This window comes from Candidatus Nitrosopumilus salarius BD31, from assembly GCF_000242875.2.
Taxonomy (GTDB): domain Archaea; phylum Thermoproteota; class Nitrososphaeria; order Nitrososphaerales; family Nitrosopumilaceae; genus Nitrosopumilus; species Nitrosopumilus salarius.
Genome location: NZ_AEXL02000101.1, coordinates 1 through 14,874, shown reverse-complemented (window position 1 = coordinate 14,874; position 14,874 = coordinate 1). Strand labels below are relative to the sequence as shown.

At 31.2% G+C, this 14,874-nt stretch carries 15 protein-coding genes and 1 tRNA gene; 8 read left to right on the top strand and 8 right to left on the bottom strand.

Going from position 1 to position 14,874, the window contains the following annotated elements; translation table 11 throughout:
- From BD31_RS05900 to BD31_RS05890, 3 genes are all read right to left on the bottom strand, one after another.
- The coding region (locus BD31_RS05900; protein WP_008299849.1) for an Hsp70 family protein at window positions 1-194 on the bottom strand (194 nt) is incomplete at its 3' end.
- Between the two features lie 6 nt (window positions 195-200).
- Window positions 201-758 carry a nucleotide exchange factor GrpE gene (locus tag BD31_RS05895; RefSeq protein WP_048097507.1) on the bottom strand — a complete coding sequence of 186 codons (558 nt, stop codon included), beginning with the start codon at window positions 756-758 and terminating at the stop codon, window positions 201-203.
- 35 nt (window positions 759-793) lie between these two features.
- A complete protein-coding gene (locus BD31_RS05890; protein WP_008299882.1) occupies window positions 794-1,933 on the bottom strand; it encodes a hypothetical protein in 1,140 nt (379 codons plus the stop codon).
- A gap of 64 nt (window positions 1,934-1,997) precedes the next feature.
- On the opposite strand from BD31_RS05890, the gene BD31_RS05885 reads away from it, so the two are divergent.
- The 3 genes from BD31_RS05885 (at window position 1,998) to BD31_RS05875 (ending at window position 3,971) form a co-directional block, all read left to right on the top strand.
- The gene (locus BD31_RS05885) at window positions 1,998-3,026 is read left to right on the top strand and encodes a DUF354 domain-containing protein (RefSeq protein WP_008299869.1); all 1,029 of its coding nucleotides are present in this window, start codon (window positions 1,998-2,000) and stop codon (window positions 3,024-3,026) included.
- 66 nt (window positions 3,027-3,092) lie between these two features.
- Window positions 3,093-3,165, top strand: a tRNA-Gln gene (locus tag BD31_RS05880).
- 68 nt (window positions 3,166-3,233) lie between these two features.
- On the top strand, window positions 3,234-3,971 hold the full coding sequence (locus BD31_RS05875; RefSeq protein ID WP_008299873.1) for a Rossmann-fold NAD(P)-binding domain-containing protein: 738 nt from the start codon (window positions 3,234-3,236) through the stop codon (window positions 3,969-3,971).
- Between the two features lie 9 nt (window positions 3,972-3,980).
- Here the strand turns inward: BD31_RS05875 and BD31_RS05870 are convergent, their stop codons facing one another.
- Together BD31_RS05870 and BD31_RS05865 are read right to left on the bottom strand one after the other, a co-directional pair.
- Window positions 3,981-4,742: an ABC transporter permease gene (locus tag BD31_RS05870; RefSeq protein ID WP_008299879.1), complete on the bottom strand. Its 762-nt coding sequence runs from the start codon at window positions 4,740-4,742 to the stop codon at window positions 3,981-3,983.
- Window positions 4,726-5,664, bottom strand: a complete 939-nt coding sequence (locus tag BD31_RS05865) for an ABC transporter ATP-binding protein (RefSeq protein WP_008299852.1) — start codon at window positions 5,662-5,664, stop codon at window positions 4,726-4,728. Before BD31_RS05865 ends, BD31_RS05870 begins: the two co-directional genes overlap by 17 nt.
- A gap of 220 nt (window positions 5,665-5,884) precedes the next feature.
- Between BD31_RS05865 and BD31_RS05860 the strand changes: the two genes are divergently transcribed.
- Window positions 5,885-7,282: a single-stranded DNA-binding protein gene (locus tag BD31_RS05860; RefSeq protein ID WP_008299877.1), complete on the top strand. Its 1,398-nt coding sequence runs from the start codon at window positions 5,885-5,887 to the stop codon at window positions 7,280-7,282.
- Here the strand turns inward: BD31_RS05860 and BD31_RS05855 are convergent.
- Window positions 7,279-10,017, bottom strand: a complete 2,739-nt coding sequence (locus BD31_RS05855) for a DEAD/DEAH box helicase (RefSeq protein ID WP_008299847.1) — start codon at window positions 10,015-10,017, stop codon at window positions 7,279-7,281. The genes BD31_RS05860 and BD31_RS05855 overlap by 4 nt on opposite strands.
- 98 nt (window positions 10,018-10,115) lie before the next feature.
- The gene (locus tag BD31_RS05850; RefSeq protein ID WP_008299866.1) at window positions 10,116-10,775 is read right to left on the bottom strand and encodes an ATPase domain-containing protein; all 660 of its coding nucleotides are present in this window, start codon (window positions 10,773-10,775) and stop codon (window positions 10,116-10,118) included.
- A gap of 108 nt (window positions 10,776-10,883) precedes the next feature.
- Between BD31_RS05850 and BD31_RS05845 the strand changes: the two genes are divergently transcribed.
- Window positions 10,884-11,129, top strand: coding sequence for a U6 snRNA-associated Sm-like protein LSm6 (locus BD31_RS05845; protein ID WP_048097506.1), 246 nt, complete (start codon window positions 10,884-10,886; stop codon window positions 11,127-11,129).
- 16 nt (window positions 11,130-11,145) lie between these two features.
- Window positions 11,146-12,312, top strand: coding sequence for a methionine adenosyltransferase (gene metK / locus BD31_RS05840; protein WP_008299871.1), 1,167 nt, complete (start codon window positions 11,146-11,148; stop codon window positions 12,310-12,312).
- Here the strand turns inward: metK and BD31_RS05835 are convergent.
- On the bottom strand, window positions 12,289-13,158 hold the full coding sequence (locus tag BD31_RS05835; RefSeq protein ID WP_008299854.1) for an NAD-dependent epimerase/dehydratase family protein: 870 nt from the start codon (window positions 13,156-13,158) through the stop codon (window positions 12,289-12,291). The two genes, metK and BD31_RS05835, sit on opposite strands and share 24 nt — an antisense overlap.
- 78 nt (window positions 13,159-13,236) lie before the next feature.
- Between BD31_RS05835 and BD31_RS05830 the strand changes: the two genes are divergently transcribed.
- Entirely contained in the window at window positions 13,237-14,340 is a 1,104-nt protein-coding gene (locus BD31_RS05830; RefSeq protein WP_008299845.1) for a cobalt-precorrin-5B (C(1))-methyltransferase, read from the top strand.
- Window positions 14,341-14,371: 31 nt separating this feature from the next.
- Window positions 14,372-14,874: cobalamin biosynthesis central domain-containing protein (locus tag BD31_RS05825; protein ID WP_008299857.1), on the top strand; the 503-nt coding region annotated here is incomplete at its 3' end.

Below are 14,874 nucleotides of genomic sequence, written 5' to 3'. Positions count from 1 at the left end.
TTTGTTACAGATTGTCTTCGTGCTGGTTCACCAACTAGAAGTTCGCCATCTTTAGAAAATGCTACAACTGATGGAAACGCTTTTCCACCTACAGTGGCCCCTTCAGCTGCTGGGATAATTGTTGGTTTTCCACCCATTACAACAGCAGCAGCCGAATTACTTGTTCCTAGGTCAATTCCAATAATTTTAGCCATATTTTATCATCCTTTTTTTGAAATTTCTACTAACGTAGGTCTTATAACTCTCTCATGAGAAATATATCCTTTCCTGATCTCTTTTGTAATTGTATTATCATCCAAGCTAGGATCTGTGATTATCGATATGGCTTCATGGAAATTTGGATTAAAGATCTCTCCTAATGCATCAATTGGAATTACATTGTATTTTTTTAATAAAGAATCCATATTTTTAAGAATTGAATCTAAACCTTCAGAATTGATTTTACTTTGAGTGAAAACTTCTTTGGCTCTCACAAAATCATCATAAATTTTTAAAAAATCCAATATGAATTCATCAATTTTGGAATTAACACCATTTTGTATGTCAGATTGTGTTTTTCGAGTAAGATTTTGAAAATCTGCTAATACATATTTCAATTTTTCTTCATAGTTAGATGATTTTTGTTTTTCCAGATCCAATAGTTTCAATAATTCGTCAGCATTTGTTTCTGGAGAATCATATTCTTCAGATGAAGAATCAATTTCATTTTCAGATACTATATTGACCGGAATTTCATCAGAATTAGTTTCTTTTGACAATCCAACCAAAATAGCATTTTAGCTAATTTATACTATTATTGAATTGTTTCGCATAATGGATTAGCTTTTACAATTATTAGATCAGAATCTTGTTTGGATCTTTCAATATTATCAAAATCAGATTTTGAGCATGCTACAATGATTGTAGTTTTATCACTATGAAATAGATCAAAATTTGGATCCTCATATGCTTCAACATCACCGATATAATCTCGTAATCTAGATGTTAAATTTTGAAGCATCTCAATTTTATCACCACGCATTGCATGTTGATCAAGACTCCACGATAATGCAATTTTTGTTCTACTTGCTTTAAGATCATTTTTCTTTAATGTTGTACGAATTTCATCAATTAATCTTTTAATGTAGCCATCAATTCCTTTTACACTTCCATTAATTAGATACATGAGACTATTGGCTCCCTCAAATGATGAGCCCAGAGATTTTAAATCAAATAATCCGCTTACCATATTATCAAGATAAATTTCTTGAAAATCATCTAAGGCAAGATCATTTTTTGTAATTTCATCCTGTGCATATTTACAGACCTCAAGAACACTACACAGGCTTGAAAATCTAGATAACACGTTAATTGCATGAAGATGTTCCGATGAAGAAATTGCAACAAATTTTTTCTCTTTTTTGCTCACACTAAGCAATTCGGATAACACAAGATCCTCCTTTCCATTAAATGTACCAATAATCTTCGGTTGTTCATTAAGATCCTCCAATGGGTAATAATAGTAAGAGATTTGTTTTCCAGCCTCAAGACCTGTAACATGTTCTAATAATGAAATGTTTTCATTGTTACCTCCAAATCCGGTTGGAAGAGTGAAAACAACTGAGCTGTTTTTCTTTAATGATGTAACTGCATCCTTAAATTTAGAATGAATTTCGGTTTTGATATCTTGTCCTGTCTTTCTAATTCTGGGAGTAAAGAAAAGGTATTGAGCTTTGGAAATTGCTACATCAATTGGTTCCATAGCTAATAATGGCTCATCCTCTTTGAGAGATGAAACATTAGGATATGTTTTCGCAATTTCTGCTTTGAGTGAAATTGCTGAAGGTGTTGATTCGTCTATAATGTAAACATCTGCACCTTTAATCGCCATTTGGGATGCAATAGCATATCCTTCGGTACTAAGACCATAAACGACAACTTTTGCTCCCCCCATTATACTAGAATCTAGTTATAGACTAAGAAAAACTTATTGAACTAACTACAATTATCAAAAATACTTGAAAATATGGATAGATATTCTAACGCCAAAGCAATTATTGTTTTCTGAACCAATAATTGAAAAATTAGGTAGAAAACATGAACTTTTGTGTACTTCAAGAGAATATGAAGAAGTTTCTAAATTAGCAAAAATACGTGATTTTAACCTTATTTTTGTGGGAAAACATGGTGGCGGTGACAAAAAAACAAAACTCAATGCAAGTATAGATAGAATGAAGAAACTTTCAAAAATAATCATGACATTCTCACCAGATATAGTAATTAGTTTTTGCTCACCTGAAGCAGCAAGAATTTCATTTGGATTAGGAATAAAACATATCGCATTTTGTGATTCGCCTCATGCTAATGCGGTAATGAGATTAACATTACCATTGATTCAAAAATTATTAATTCCCGCAGCAATTCCAAAAAAGGAATTTTCTAGATATGGTATTGATAAAAAGAACATCATTTCATACAAAGCAATTGATGCATCTGTTACCATCAAAAGAATGATTAATCAAAAAGCAGTATTACCATTTTACAATAATAAACAAAAAAATATTTTGATTAGAGTAGAAGAAGAAGAGGCATCATATACATCAAAATCTAGCAGAATTATTCCAATTATTAAAAAAATCATAAATGATTACAGTAATGAAAATATTGTAATTTTAGGAAGATATACAAAACAAATCCAAAATCTTCAAAAATTAGTTGGTAGAAAAGCTAAAATCGTAAAAATGTCATTTGATGGAAAACATTTGTTAAATAATACAGATATTTTCATAGGATCTGGCGGAACAATGACAGCAGAATCCGCTTTAATGGGAATTCCAACTATATCCTACAATGCAGTTCCAAACATAATTGAAGATTTTTTGGTAAAGAAATATTTGATAAAACGGGAAACAAATCCAATTAAAATTTCTAATTATATTATGAGAGTTTTTCAATCAAAAAATAATCTAAATCAAAAAAGAGCAAAAAGAATTGTAGGAAACATGGAAGATCCCATCCAGAAATTAATCAAAGTTATAAAAGAATAATTTCGGTTTATTTCTAAGCAAATTAAATAAAAAGTTCATTAAGGGAATGAAAGTGCTCGATTTAGCAGCCCGGTAGTGTAGCGGTCAAGCATAGAGGCCTTTGAAGCCTTTGACCCCAGTTCGAGTCTGGGCCGGGCTACCTTTTTAAAAATAAAAATTGATTGTAACACGAATATAACATAGATACTATTCCTGAAATTAGGCACAATGACAGATATAATATTAGGAATGGGTGAAGTTGGAGAGACATTATTCAATTTACTTGTTGAAAGGAATTATGATTGTGTTGGAATTGATTTAGATAAATCAAAATGTAAAAATTATTCAGAAAATTCTACAGTCCAAAATCCAGAATATCTTCATGTTTGTCTTCCAGGAGAATTAACAGATTTCGTAGATATCACATTAAATTGGATTGATAAAATTAAAGGTTTGAAGGTGGTTTTGATTCATTCTACAGTAAGACCTGGAACAACAAAAAAAATCCAGGAAAAATCTGAAATTCCTGTATTGTTTTCACCTGTTCGTGGAGTTCATAGGAGATTTTTGGACGATATCAAAAAATATACAAAATTTATTTCATCAGATAATAAACAAATAGAGCCAGAGATAAAACTAGATCTAGAGAAAAGATTTCAAAAAGTAGAATGGATGTCAACAACTAAAACTGCAGAACTTGCAAAAATATTAGTCGATACAACATATTATGGTTGGTTAATTAATTATGCTCAGATTACAAAAATGATTTGTGAAAAAGAAGGCATAGACTTTGATGAAATGTGGAAATTTGCAGATGAAATTCATGAAAATTTAGGTAATAGACCAAAAATGTTTCCAGGTATTATCGGCGGTCATTGCGTTATTCCAAATCTAGATTTAGTAAAATATGAAAATTTAGACATAATTAAAAAAATTAATGAGTTGTATGAAAAATTTAAAAATTAATCATAGTAATTAAAAATCTAATTTGGTAAGAAGTTTTGAGGCAATTACAAATAACGTAGATGCAATCCCCACAAGAACTAACATTTCAACAATTACAAAGTCAGTAACATTACCAAAAATTCCAGCTCTAATAACATCTACAAGATAAGTAAGAGGGTTCAGATAAAAGGCAGATCGTAGAGGTTCAGGGGCGCCACCTGCAGGATAAAATGCAGTACTAACAAAAGCAAAGAAAAGAAAAACAGTATTGATGATCACATTAAATCCCTCACTTGAACGTAATCTAGTAGAAATTATTGAGGCTAAGGAACCAAACAATACAGAACCAGTAATTGCACCAAAAATGATTATCGGAATGGTCACAATTGAAAATTCTACAGATTCAAAAAATACTGGATATCCAACTAGAGCAATTAGAGTTGCACTAACTAATCCAACAATTCCTATAGTGCAGATATTACTAAGAATGTAATGACTACGAGTAAAAGGTCCAGACATTATCTGCTCAAACATTCCATGTTTTCTATCATTCCAAATGATGATACCAGAAACAAGAGTACTATTCATAATATTAAATCCAATCATACCTGATGCCAAAAATGCTGGATAGTCAAGATCTTTTGTTCCAAACGGAACTTGATTGATCAATGGTGCATAAGCAAACCCTGCAACAAAAATATAGATTAATGGAAAAATAACTTGCCAAATCAAGAATCCAGGATTAAGAGAAATCGTCAGATTTCTATTTACTAGCCTAATTATCGGATGCATTTTCCTTCATCATTTTTAAAAATATCTCTTCAAGACTTGTTGGTACAGCAGATAAATCTTCAATCTCAATATTATTATCATTAAGTATTTTCAATATTTGTAATAATACTAATTCTGATTGCTCTGAATGAATTATGATATTAGTTCCGCTCTCAAAATTAATTTTACAATCTGGAATTCCAGTTAAAAGAGATAAAATTTCAGACTGCTTTTCTAATAAATGAATTTTTATAGTTTTTTCTTTTCCAAATCTATTTTTTAACGCATCAGGAGAATCAACAGTAATAATTTTTCCCTTGTCAATAATAGCTACTTGATCACAAAGATATTCAGCTTCGCTTAGAATATGTGTAGTATAAAAAATAGTCAGTCCAGTTTTTACTTTAGTTTTTAAATAATCTAATAATTTTCGTCTTGCACTCGGATCCAAACCGACAGTAGGCTCGTCTAAAAACAACAATTCCATATCATGCATAAATTCACGTGCAACTTGCACTCTTCTTCGTTGACCAATTGAAAGATCTTCATTTCTTTTTTTTCGAATTTCCAGAAGATCAAAATCTTTCAAAAGTTGCTTCGTTCTTTTCTTGCGTTCAGTTTTTGGAACATTCCACATCATCCCATACTTATCAAGAGACTTTTCAACAGAGAGAGTAGGCTCATAACTTGGTTGTTGTAAAACAACTCCTATTTTGTGACGAATTTGAAGAGGATTTGCTATAGCATCTATTCCCAGAATAGAAAGAGAACCACTTGATGGTGGAATGAGAGTAGTGAGTAGTTTTATTGTGGTTGATTTTCCAGCCCCATTAGGACCCAAAAACCCAAAGACTTGTCCAGATTCTACGGATAGCATAAGATCATCTACAGCAGGGATAGATCCATATGATTTTGATAGGTGTTTAACATTGATGCAGAACACAACAAAACTGCGATCTTCCTATTAATTTAGTTAATGAAGTAAATTGGAGTAATTTTGAAAAGTTTTGAATTAATTCAAATAAAATATGCAGTAATTTAGAAAAGTGATAATTTTAAAATTTTAAGTTTAAAAAAATGGAAGAAAGCGATCAATATTTAAAAAAATCAAATTGATAACCTAATGAAATTTTTATTAATAGAACAAGTTTACCAGAATTAAATTGTCTGAATTTGAAAATCTTATTGCAAAATTTCTTGAGCAAAAACCAGAATTAACTAAAAGTGATATCGAAGAGCAAATAAAACTGAAAAAAGAAAAGATTGGTGCGGGATATCTAACTGATCAAGGGGCACTGTTTTTGATAGCATCTGATTATGGAATTGCATTATCGGAGCCGCTTAAAGTAGAAATGGGTTTGAAAGATCTGTATGCAGGAGCAAAAGAAATATCATTAGAAACAAGAGTTTTGAATCTTTCACCTGCAAAACAATTTTCAAGAAAAGATGGTTCTCCATTTTATCTTAGAACAATGACAGTTTATGATGAAAATTCTACTGCCAGCGTGAAATTATGGGATGAAAAAGCAAATTTACCAGGAGTAGAAAATCTAAAACCTGGAGATTTAATTAAAATAATCAAAGCTTATGTAAAATCTGATCTTGATGGATCTCCAACAATCAATATTGGATCTGGATCAAACATTGAAACTGCAGATACAAAAAGTGAGATACCAACTATTGATACAATTACAAAAGATATTAGTGAATTAAAAGAAGGTCAAAAAGATCTTGTTATTTCGGGTATAATTGATGGAGCAATTAGTGGAATGGAATTTACAAATTCTAGAGGACAACCCGGAAAAGCACTGAGAATGAGGCTAAAAGGAAAAGATGGGAATGGAATGCGAGTAGTGTTATGGGGTAAGGATGAATCATTAATACCTAACATGATTTCACAGTCAGCTAAAGTAAGATTACTTGGTGTCAGAGTAAAATCAGGAAATCAAGGATTGGAAATTCATGGAAATGATGCTACAATAATTGAAATTGAAGGTGGAAAAGAAACTGAGCCAGTAATTGCACGAGTCCTATCATTATCATCATCAGATAATGGTAAAAATATGATTTTGGCAGTAGACAGTAAGAGAAATTTGTACAACATAACTGATTTTTCAAATTCTACTAGTATTTGCGTAGAAGGTGATGTTATAGAATGTATGCCATCAAAAGTGTATGGAAATTCGATCACACTAGATGAAAATTCTTTTGTTAGGAAATTAGATAATGATGAGTCTATTCCATCTTTATCAAAAATTAGAACAAAGATTAATGATGTAAAAGTTGATGGAAGTTATTGTATTGAAGCAATAATATTAAAAGTTCCTGAAAGACGCGAGGTTCAAACAAAAGCTGGAGAATCAATATTATTATCAGAAATGTTTGTTGAAGATGATACGGGTCAAATTTGGGTAAAAGGTTGGAGAAATCAAGCAAGATTAATTGATAAATGTGAATTAGGGGAAATTGTTTCAATAACAGGACTCAATGCAAAGGCGGGATTGGAAGGCAGAATAGAACTTTTTCTAACGGCATTTTCTAAAATTACAAAGAAAAATTAAGAATCCCAAAAGCCTCTAGTTACAACGTATTGCCTTTCTGCTTCATAGATTTGTCTGAACAAATGTTCTTCATCAACCATATTACGTAATATTCTTGCTGCAGTATCAGCACCAACTCCATATCCAGACATTACGATAATAGCTGTTTTTCCAAAATTTTCCACTAAAGATGAGACTTTCCACGCACGATCAAATTTGTGTTTTTCATCAGGAGATAGTTTTTTTCCTTGATGTTTTTTTTGTATAATTTTAGGCAGATCATAATCAGAATAGTAAGTTGCAGTAATTTGTCGTGCTTTACAATAAGGACATATCAAGGTTTTAACTTCAGATGTTTGAAATACACGCTCCCATTTTCCACACCTAGCACAAATCAGACGATGTTTTGTTTTTTCTAGTCTAGCTTTTACCAAATCAAGAATTCCTTTGTCAAGATTTGCTGGAGATGAGTAATATTTTGTAGTATGATCTAAAATTGGTTCTGCTAATTTTGAAAAATGATCAACTTCCAACCATTTAAGATGTATTTCATCTTCGCGTATTTTTTTTAATATAATATCACAGTTTTTTAGATCATATTTATCATGAAATAATTCACGAAGAGCTTCTCGTACAAGTGGAGTTTTAGAATATCTTTCATATAAAAATCGGGCTGATTTTCGTTCATATATTGCTCCTCTTCCAACTATTCCAAATTTTTTTGCAACACACCATGTTCTCCAATTAACATTATGAGTTCCAGTCAAAGATGCACTAACAATTGAATGTAAATCATAATCATCTTTTAGAACTTCGGTGAAAAGTTTTTCTGAAATGCGTGATCTAGATGATAACACAATCCTATAACCATCTGAACGGGAATCAACTACAGAGCCCAACATAGAAGATAATATTGAAGATAGTAATGTTGACAATGTAGAATTAATTTTAGTGCCAAGACACGAATGAATTACAACTGATCCATGAGATCTATTTGATTCAATTACAATATTATTCTCATCAGGAATTTCATTAAAAATTAATTTCTCAATAATTTTATTTGTCAATACAAGTGTTCCATTTTTGACTTTACTTCGAAAAGATCCTACTTTTCTTGAGGTTTTATAATCAATTGGAATACTCTCTCCTTCCCAATATGGAACAGTTATTCCTCCACCTCTAAATGGCTCTACATTTACTGAGAATGATTTTTCATCAACATTCAGTATTCTCCATTGTGAACCTTTTAGCACAAAAATATTTCCAGAGTCTCCAAAATCACCTACAAATCTTTGATCAAGTGATCCGATGATTTTTTTTCCAACACTATCAAATACTTTGAATTTAAGAATATCCGGAATTGTGGAAAGATTTTCAAAATAATATTTGAACGCGCGACCTTTCTTCCAAAAGGTCATTTTTGTCCTATCAAAAAATATCAGATAATTTGAATCAAGTAAATCTAATACTTGGACTAGATCTTCTACCGATAAATTACGAAATGGATATGCTTTTGTTATTATATCAAATGCCTGTTGAACTGAAAGTTCTCCAATCTGCATTGCCAATCCAACTAAATGATGAGCAAGAACATCAAGAGATGCATCATGAATTTCTTGCTCTTCAATTGAACCCTCTTTAATACGATCAAGTATAGCTCTTGCTTCAAATTCATCATCAGCATTATTTGTAATAATTAATCCCTGTGCTGATTCGTCACGGTTATGTCTACTACGTCCAATTCTTTGAATAAATTTTGAGACTTGTCTTGGAGAACCATAATGTATGACTAGCTCAACTGAGCCAATATCCAATCCCAATTCAAGAGAAGATGTACATACAACAATACCGTGTTTTCCCTCACGTAGAGTTTGCTCTGTTTCTTCTCTAACCTCTTTTGAAAGAGAACCATGATGCAATTCAATTGGAATTAAAGATTTTTCTTTCAAGATTGAAGCTAAAAATTCTGCTTCCCCCCTAGTATTAGTAAATAAAAGAACAGGTGAATCCAACTTTAATTCTAATACATATTCAATAATTTTCTCTGCAACATCAGAGATTGTTCCTTCAATAAATTTTATGGTTACATCATATTTTCTTAGTGAGGTATCTCTAATGATCTCACATTTTCGTTTCGTGCCTACAACAAATTTTCCTGCCTCTTCATAGTTCCCTACTGTTGCAGATAGACCTATTCTCGTGAGAGGATATTTTGAATTAAAATCCAATCTTTCAACACTTAATGATAGTTGGGAACCCCTTTCACTAGACAATAATTCATGTACTTCATCTATTACAATCCATTCTAATTCAGATAGTGCAGTAAGCATTTTCAGTTGTGTTAAAAGAATTACAAGAGTTTCAGGTGTTGTAATTAGAATATCGGGAGGATTTTCTGTAATTTTTTTTCTTTCTTTTTGTGTAGTATCTCCATGCCTAATTTCAATCGATAATTCATTGTTATGAGCATATTTTGTAATTCTTCTAAAAACATCACGGTTTAATGCGCGTAATGGTGTAATGTAAAGCACTTTGATTTTTCCAGTTTTCTTGGAATTTTTTAAAAGAGAGAAGATTGGAATTACAGAACATTCTGTTTTTCCTGAACCAGTTGGAGCAATTACTAGACAATCTTTTTTTTGTAAAATTATTGGGGATGCTTTTTTCTGAATTTCAGTTAGTTTTGAAAAACCAAACTTTCCAAATAGTAATTCAAGATTCTGATTCGTCTGTTGAATTTGATCTTGATCTTTCATAAACAAATACACCTACCAACCCAAGTGCAAATAAAACAACAGTGATAATTGGAAGTGAGTCAAAAATTCCTGCCATTACTTAACTCAACGATTGACCGTTAAATATCTTCAGTATGTTCAGATATTCCAAATTTGTCAATGGTATAGGAAAAAGATTCTTTGTTCAGGGCCCAATAAACTTCTCCTTGAAATTTTGATGAATTTTTAGAAAGGTGTATTTTAACATGGGTAAAAGGATCAATAGCACTTTTCATATTTTCAACTTCTTTTCCATCTATGTTTCGAATCATATTAGTAACAATGATAGGAATTTTGTTTGTTATTGCAAAATTAGATAACTCATGCATGTATCGTGAAAATAATGTATTTTTTTCAAAAATAGATTCGTCTGTTTTATATTCATAAGAGAATAAATCAGTTACATTATCAATGATTATTAAAGAAAAAACATTTTTTTGAAGAGTTTTAATTGATTTTATTTGCTCTGATGTATTAGTTATTCTTGATACGGTAATTTTTTCAAGAATATCAAAGTCTAAGTTAGATTTGTTTTGAATTTCAAGAATTCTCTCGGGTCTAAAGCCACCAGTTGTGTCCAAATACAAAACACTACCACCGTCATTTATTGAATTAATTGATAATTGGAGTAACAATTGAGTTTTTCCAGTACCATTTCCACCAAAAATATCTACTATAACTCCTGCAGGAATTCCACCTCCCAAAAATTCATCCAATTTTTGTAAACCAGTTGAAATCATTTGTATAATTGTTAGAAAATGAAGAAAAAATTTAAAGAATTTTAATTTTCAAAGAGGAGGTAAGGCTTTTATTCTAGAGAACAAAGTTGCAAAACAAGTGAACAATTAGTGTCCCAACCAACTAGCGCAAAAAGACCTCTAACGACTCTTCAAAAAAGTACTAAGAAGAAAGTTACTGTAAGACTGAAAAATGAAGTCGAGTATAAAGGAAAAATGGACAATGTTGATTCATACATGAATTTGATTATGACAGATGCAGAAGAACTACATGATGGTAAAACAATTGCAAATTATGGAAGAGTTATCGTAAGAGGCAATAATGTATTATTTATCAAACTAGAAAATGAACTCTAGTGAGTAGTGTTGTTTTATGACCAATAATTTTCTATTTACATCAGAATCAGTTACTGAAGGACATCCAGATAAGATATGTGATAACATTTCAGATGCGTTCTTAGATGAATTTCTCAAACAAGATCCTGATTCAAGAGTAGCAGTTGAAACAATGGTTACAACAGATTTTGTGGCTGTTGCAGGTGAGGTAACATCCAAAGCAAATTTTGATAAAAAAGCTCAAGAAGAATTAGTTAGAAAAACAATTAGAGAGATTGGATATAACAACAAGGATTTGATGTTTGATACTGAATCTTGTGAAGTAACGTTACGTCTTCATGCTCAAAGTCCAGATATCAGTCAAGGTGTTACTGCAACTGAAAATAAAGAGCAAGGAGCAGGTGATCAGGGACTAATGTTTGGGTATGCAACAAATGAGACAAAAGAGCTTATGCCTATGCCAATCTTACTTTCTCAGAAATTAGCACAGAAACTAGCTGAAGTAAGAAAGAATAATGTTCTTACATGGGTAAGACCTGATGGAAAAACACAAGTTTCTGTAAGATACGAGGATAACAAACCTACAAAAATTGAAACAGTTGTAGTTTCAACACAACATGCACCGGATGTTTCTCAAGAGGAAATTTCAAGTGAAATTATTGATAAAGTAATCAAACCAGTTTTAGGAAATCTTTGGAATAACGATATTAAAATTCACATTAACCCTACTGGAAAATTTGTAATTGGCGGACCACATGGGGATGCAGGTTTAACTGGAAGAAAAATTATTGTTGATACTTATGGTGGATTTGGAAGACACGGTGGAGGAGCATTTTCAGGAAAAGATCCTTCAAAAGTAGATAGATCTGCATGTTACATGTGTAGATATATTGCAAAGAATCTTGTTGCAGCTGGATTAGCTGACAGATGTGAAGTACAACTCGCATATGCAATAGGAGTAGCTGAACCAGTATCATTGTATGTTAACACGTTTGGAACAAACAAAATTCCAGAGAATAAAATTGAAGAATTAGTAAGAAATAATTTTGATATGAAACCATCAGGAATCATAACACAATTAGATTTGAAGAGACCTATTTACAGAAAAACTGCTTCATACGGTCATTTTGGAAGAAATGAGCCAGAATTTACTTGGGAAAAGACAGACAAAGCTCAAACATTAAAGCAATCTGCCGGACTCTAACAATTCAACAATTGAGTGAAATTTCATTTTAGTAAGTTTTCTTAGTTTTTCATGATTTCCTCTGAAATCACCAATCAGAATATTCAGATCATCAATTCCAAAATCTGATTTTGGATTTGTAATGGCATCTCGATAGGCATCTTCTAAATCAATTTTTTTGATGTTTGTTTTGGTTCCTTTAGAAAATAGTTTTACGTATTGCTTAAAAGTGATATTTTTAGGACCCACAAGATCAATTATCCTATTTTTGAATTTTGGTTGAATTGCCGACTGAGAAATTATTTGTATTACATCATCGATATAGATTGGCTGAATTGAGTAATTTCCTGAGCCTGGAATTTTGATTTCTCCAGTCTTAATTTGTTTTTTAAGGTATTTTGTAAAATGATCATCTTTCCCTACAATATATGATGGTCTGAAAATTGTAAAATTTAAGCCAGAATTAATAATTATTTTTTCTGCATTATATTTAGAAATAAAGTATCCTAAGGATGTATTTGATGAAACACCCAAACCACTTGTATAAACAATTTTTTTGATTTTTGTTTTTTTGCATAAATTTACAATATGTTTTGTGAGTTCAACATTTATCATGTTATAATCATTATTAACAGATTGATTGCCAATCCCAACAAGATGAATTAGTGCATCAGAATCCTTAATTTTTGGGAGGAGAATATTTTCATCATAATTTTCAGAGACAATCATTGATTCATTTTTAAATTGTTTAAAATCATTTCTAGATATTGAGATTAGATCAATATTATTTTCTGACAAATAATTTCTAAGATGTTTAGCAATAAACCCTCTTGCTCCGGTAACTACTATTTTCTTGGATTTAGCCATAATAACATCAAATAAGTTTTAATTTTAAATCTATGCAGAAGACTTTGAAAATTATCAAACAAGAGTTAATACAGTAAAATGAATACAACGGATGTGGAAGAAGAAAAGACAAAATTAAAGACAGGTTATACAACTGGAAGTTCGGCTACGGCAGCAGCCAAATCTGCATTATTATCAATTATGAATCAACAAAAAATTGAAAAAATTGATATTTTATTACCAAAACGATCTTTTATTGAAATTCCAATCAATTCTTGCGAATTTGAATCCAATAGAGCAAAATGCTCTGTGATTAAGAATGGTGGAGATGATCCTGATGTTACTCATGGTGCAGAAATTATTGTAGAGTTATCGTTTACAAATAAAGTGAATCAGATAGACATTGATGGGGGGGAAGGTGTTGGAATTGTTACTAAACCTGGATTAGGTTTGGAAATTAACAAACCTGCAATAAATCCAGTTCCTAAGAAAATGATTGAAGAAAATTTAAGATCAATAGGTGAAAAGATTCTGGAAAAAAACGGATTACGAGTTGTAATATCTGTCCCGAAAGGGAGAGAATTAGCACCAAAAACAGATAATCCAAGATTAGGTATTAAAAATGGGATTTCTATTTTAGGTACAAGTGGAATTGTCATTCCGTTTTCTACAGCGTCTTATGCCGCATCAATTAGACAGAATTTGGATGTTGCAATTGCCATGGGAAATGATACTGTAGTTCTTACAACAGGTGGAAGAAGTGAAGATTATGCAAAGAAAATAGTAGATTTACCAGAACATTGTTTTGTACAGATGGGTGATTTTTCAGGTTATACAATTCAACAATGCAGTAAAAAAAATATCAAAAAAGCATATGTTGTTGGATTTATTGGAAAACTTGCAAAAATGGCAGCGGGTGTAAAACAAACTCATGTCAAAGGTTCAAAAGTAGACATGAACTTTCTTTCAGAACTAGCAAAACGAGCAAATGCAAATGAGAAAGTAATTGAGAGTATTAAAAAAGCAAATACAGCTAGACATGTTTCTGAGATAATTCAGAAGAATAATGTTGAGGGATTTTTTGAATTAATTTGTAGTGAGACGTATAATCATATGCGAAAACATTCAGAGGGAAAAGTGCCAATGGATGTAATATTGTTTGATTTTGATGGGAATATTCTGGCTAGGAAATCAGAAGAGTAAGGTATTTTATTAAAGTTGTAAAGTTTTGTGTATGGAGAAGACTACTGTTCTTGCAATTACCAAAAATGGTATTAAAATTGGACAGAATCTAAAAAAACTTTTTCCAGATTGGAATATTTTTTGTCCTTCAAAATTATCAAATGATGATAATGAGATCATATGGTATTCTGAGCCTACATCAGAGAAAATTGTTGAACTTTTTAAAAATAGCAATGCCTTGATCTGTATTTTTTCATTGGGTGCAGTAATTAGATTGATTGCACCTCATTTGAAAGATAAAAAGACAGATCCTGCTGTGATTGTGATTGATGATAAAACAAATTTTGTAATTAGTGTATTATCAGGACATATCGGAGGAGCTAATCAACTCACACAAGAGATTGCAGAAAAATTAGGATCTTTGCCAGTAATAACTACGGCAGCTGATGTTAACAATACTATAGCAGTTGATCTTGTTGGAAGGGAATTTAATTGGAAAATTGATGATGATTCAATTGTAACTAAAATTAGTGCACATATGGTAAATGAGGAACC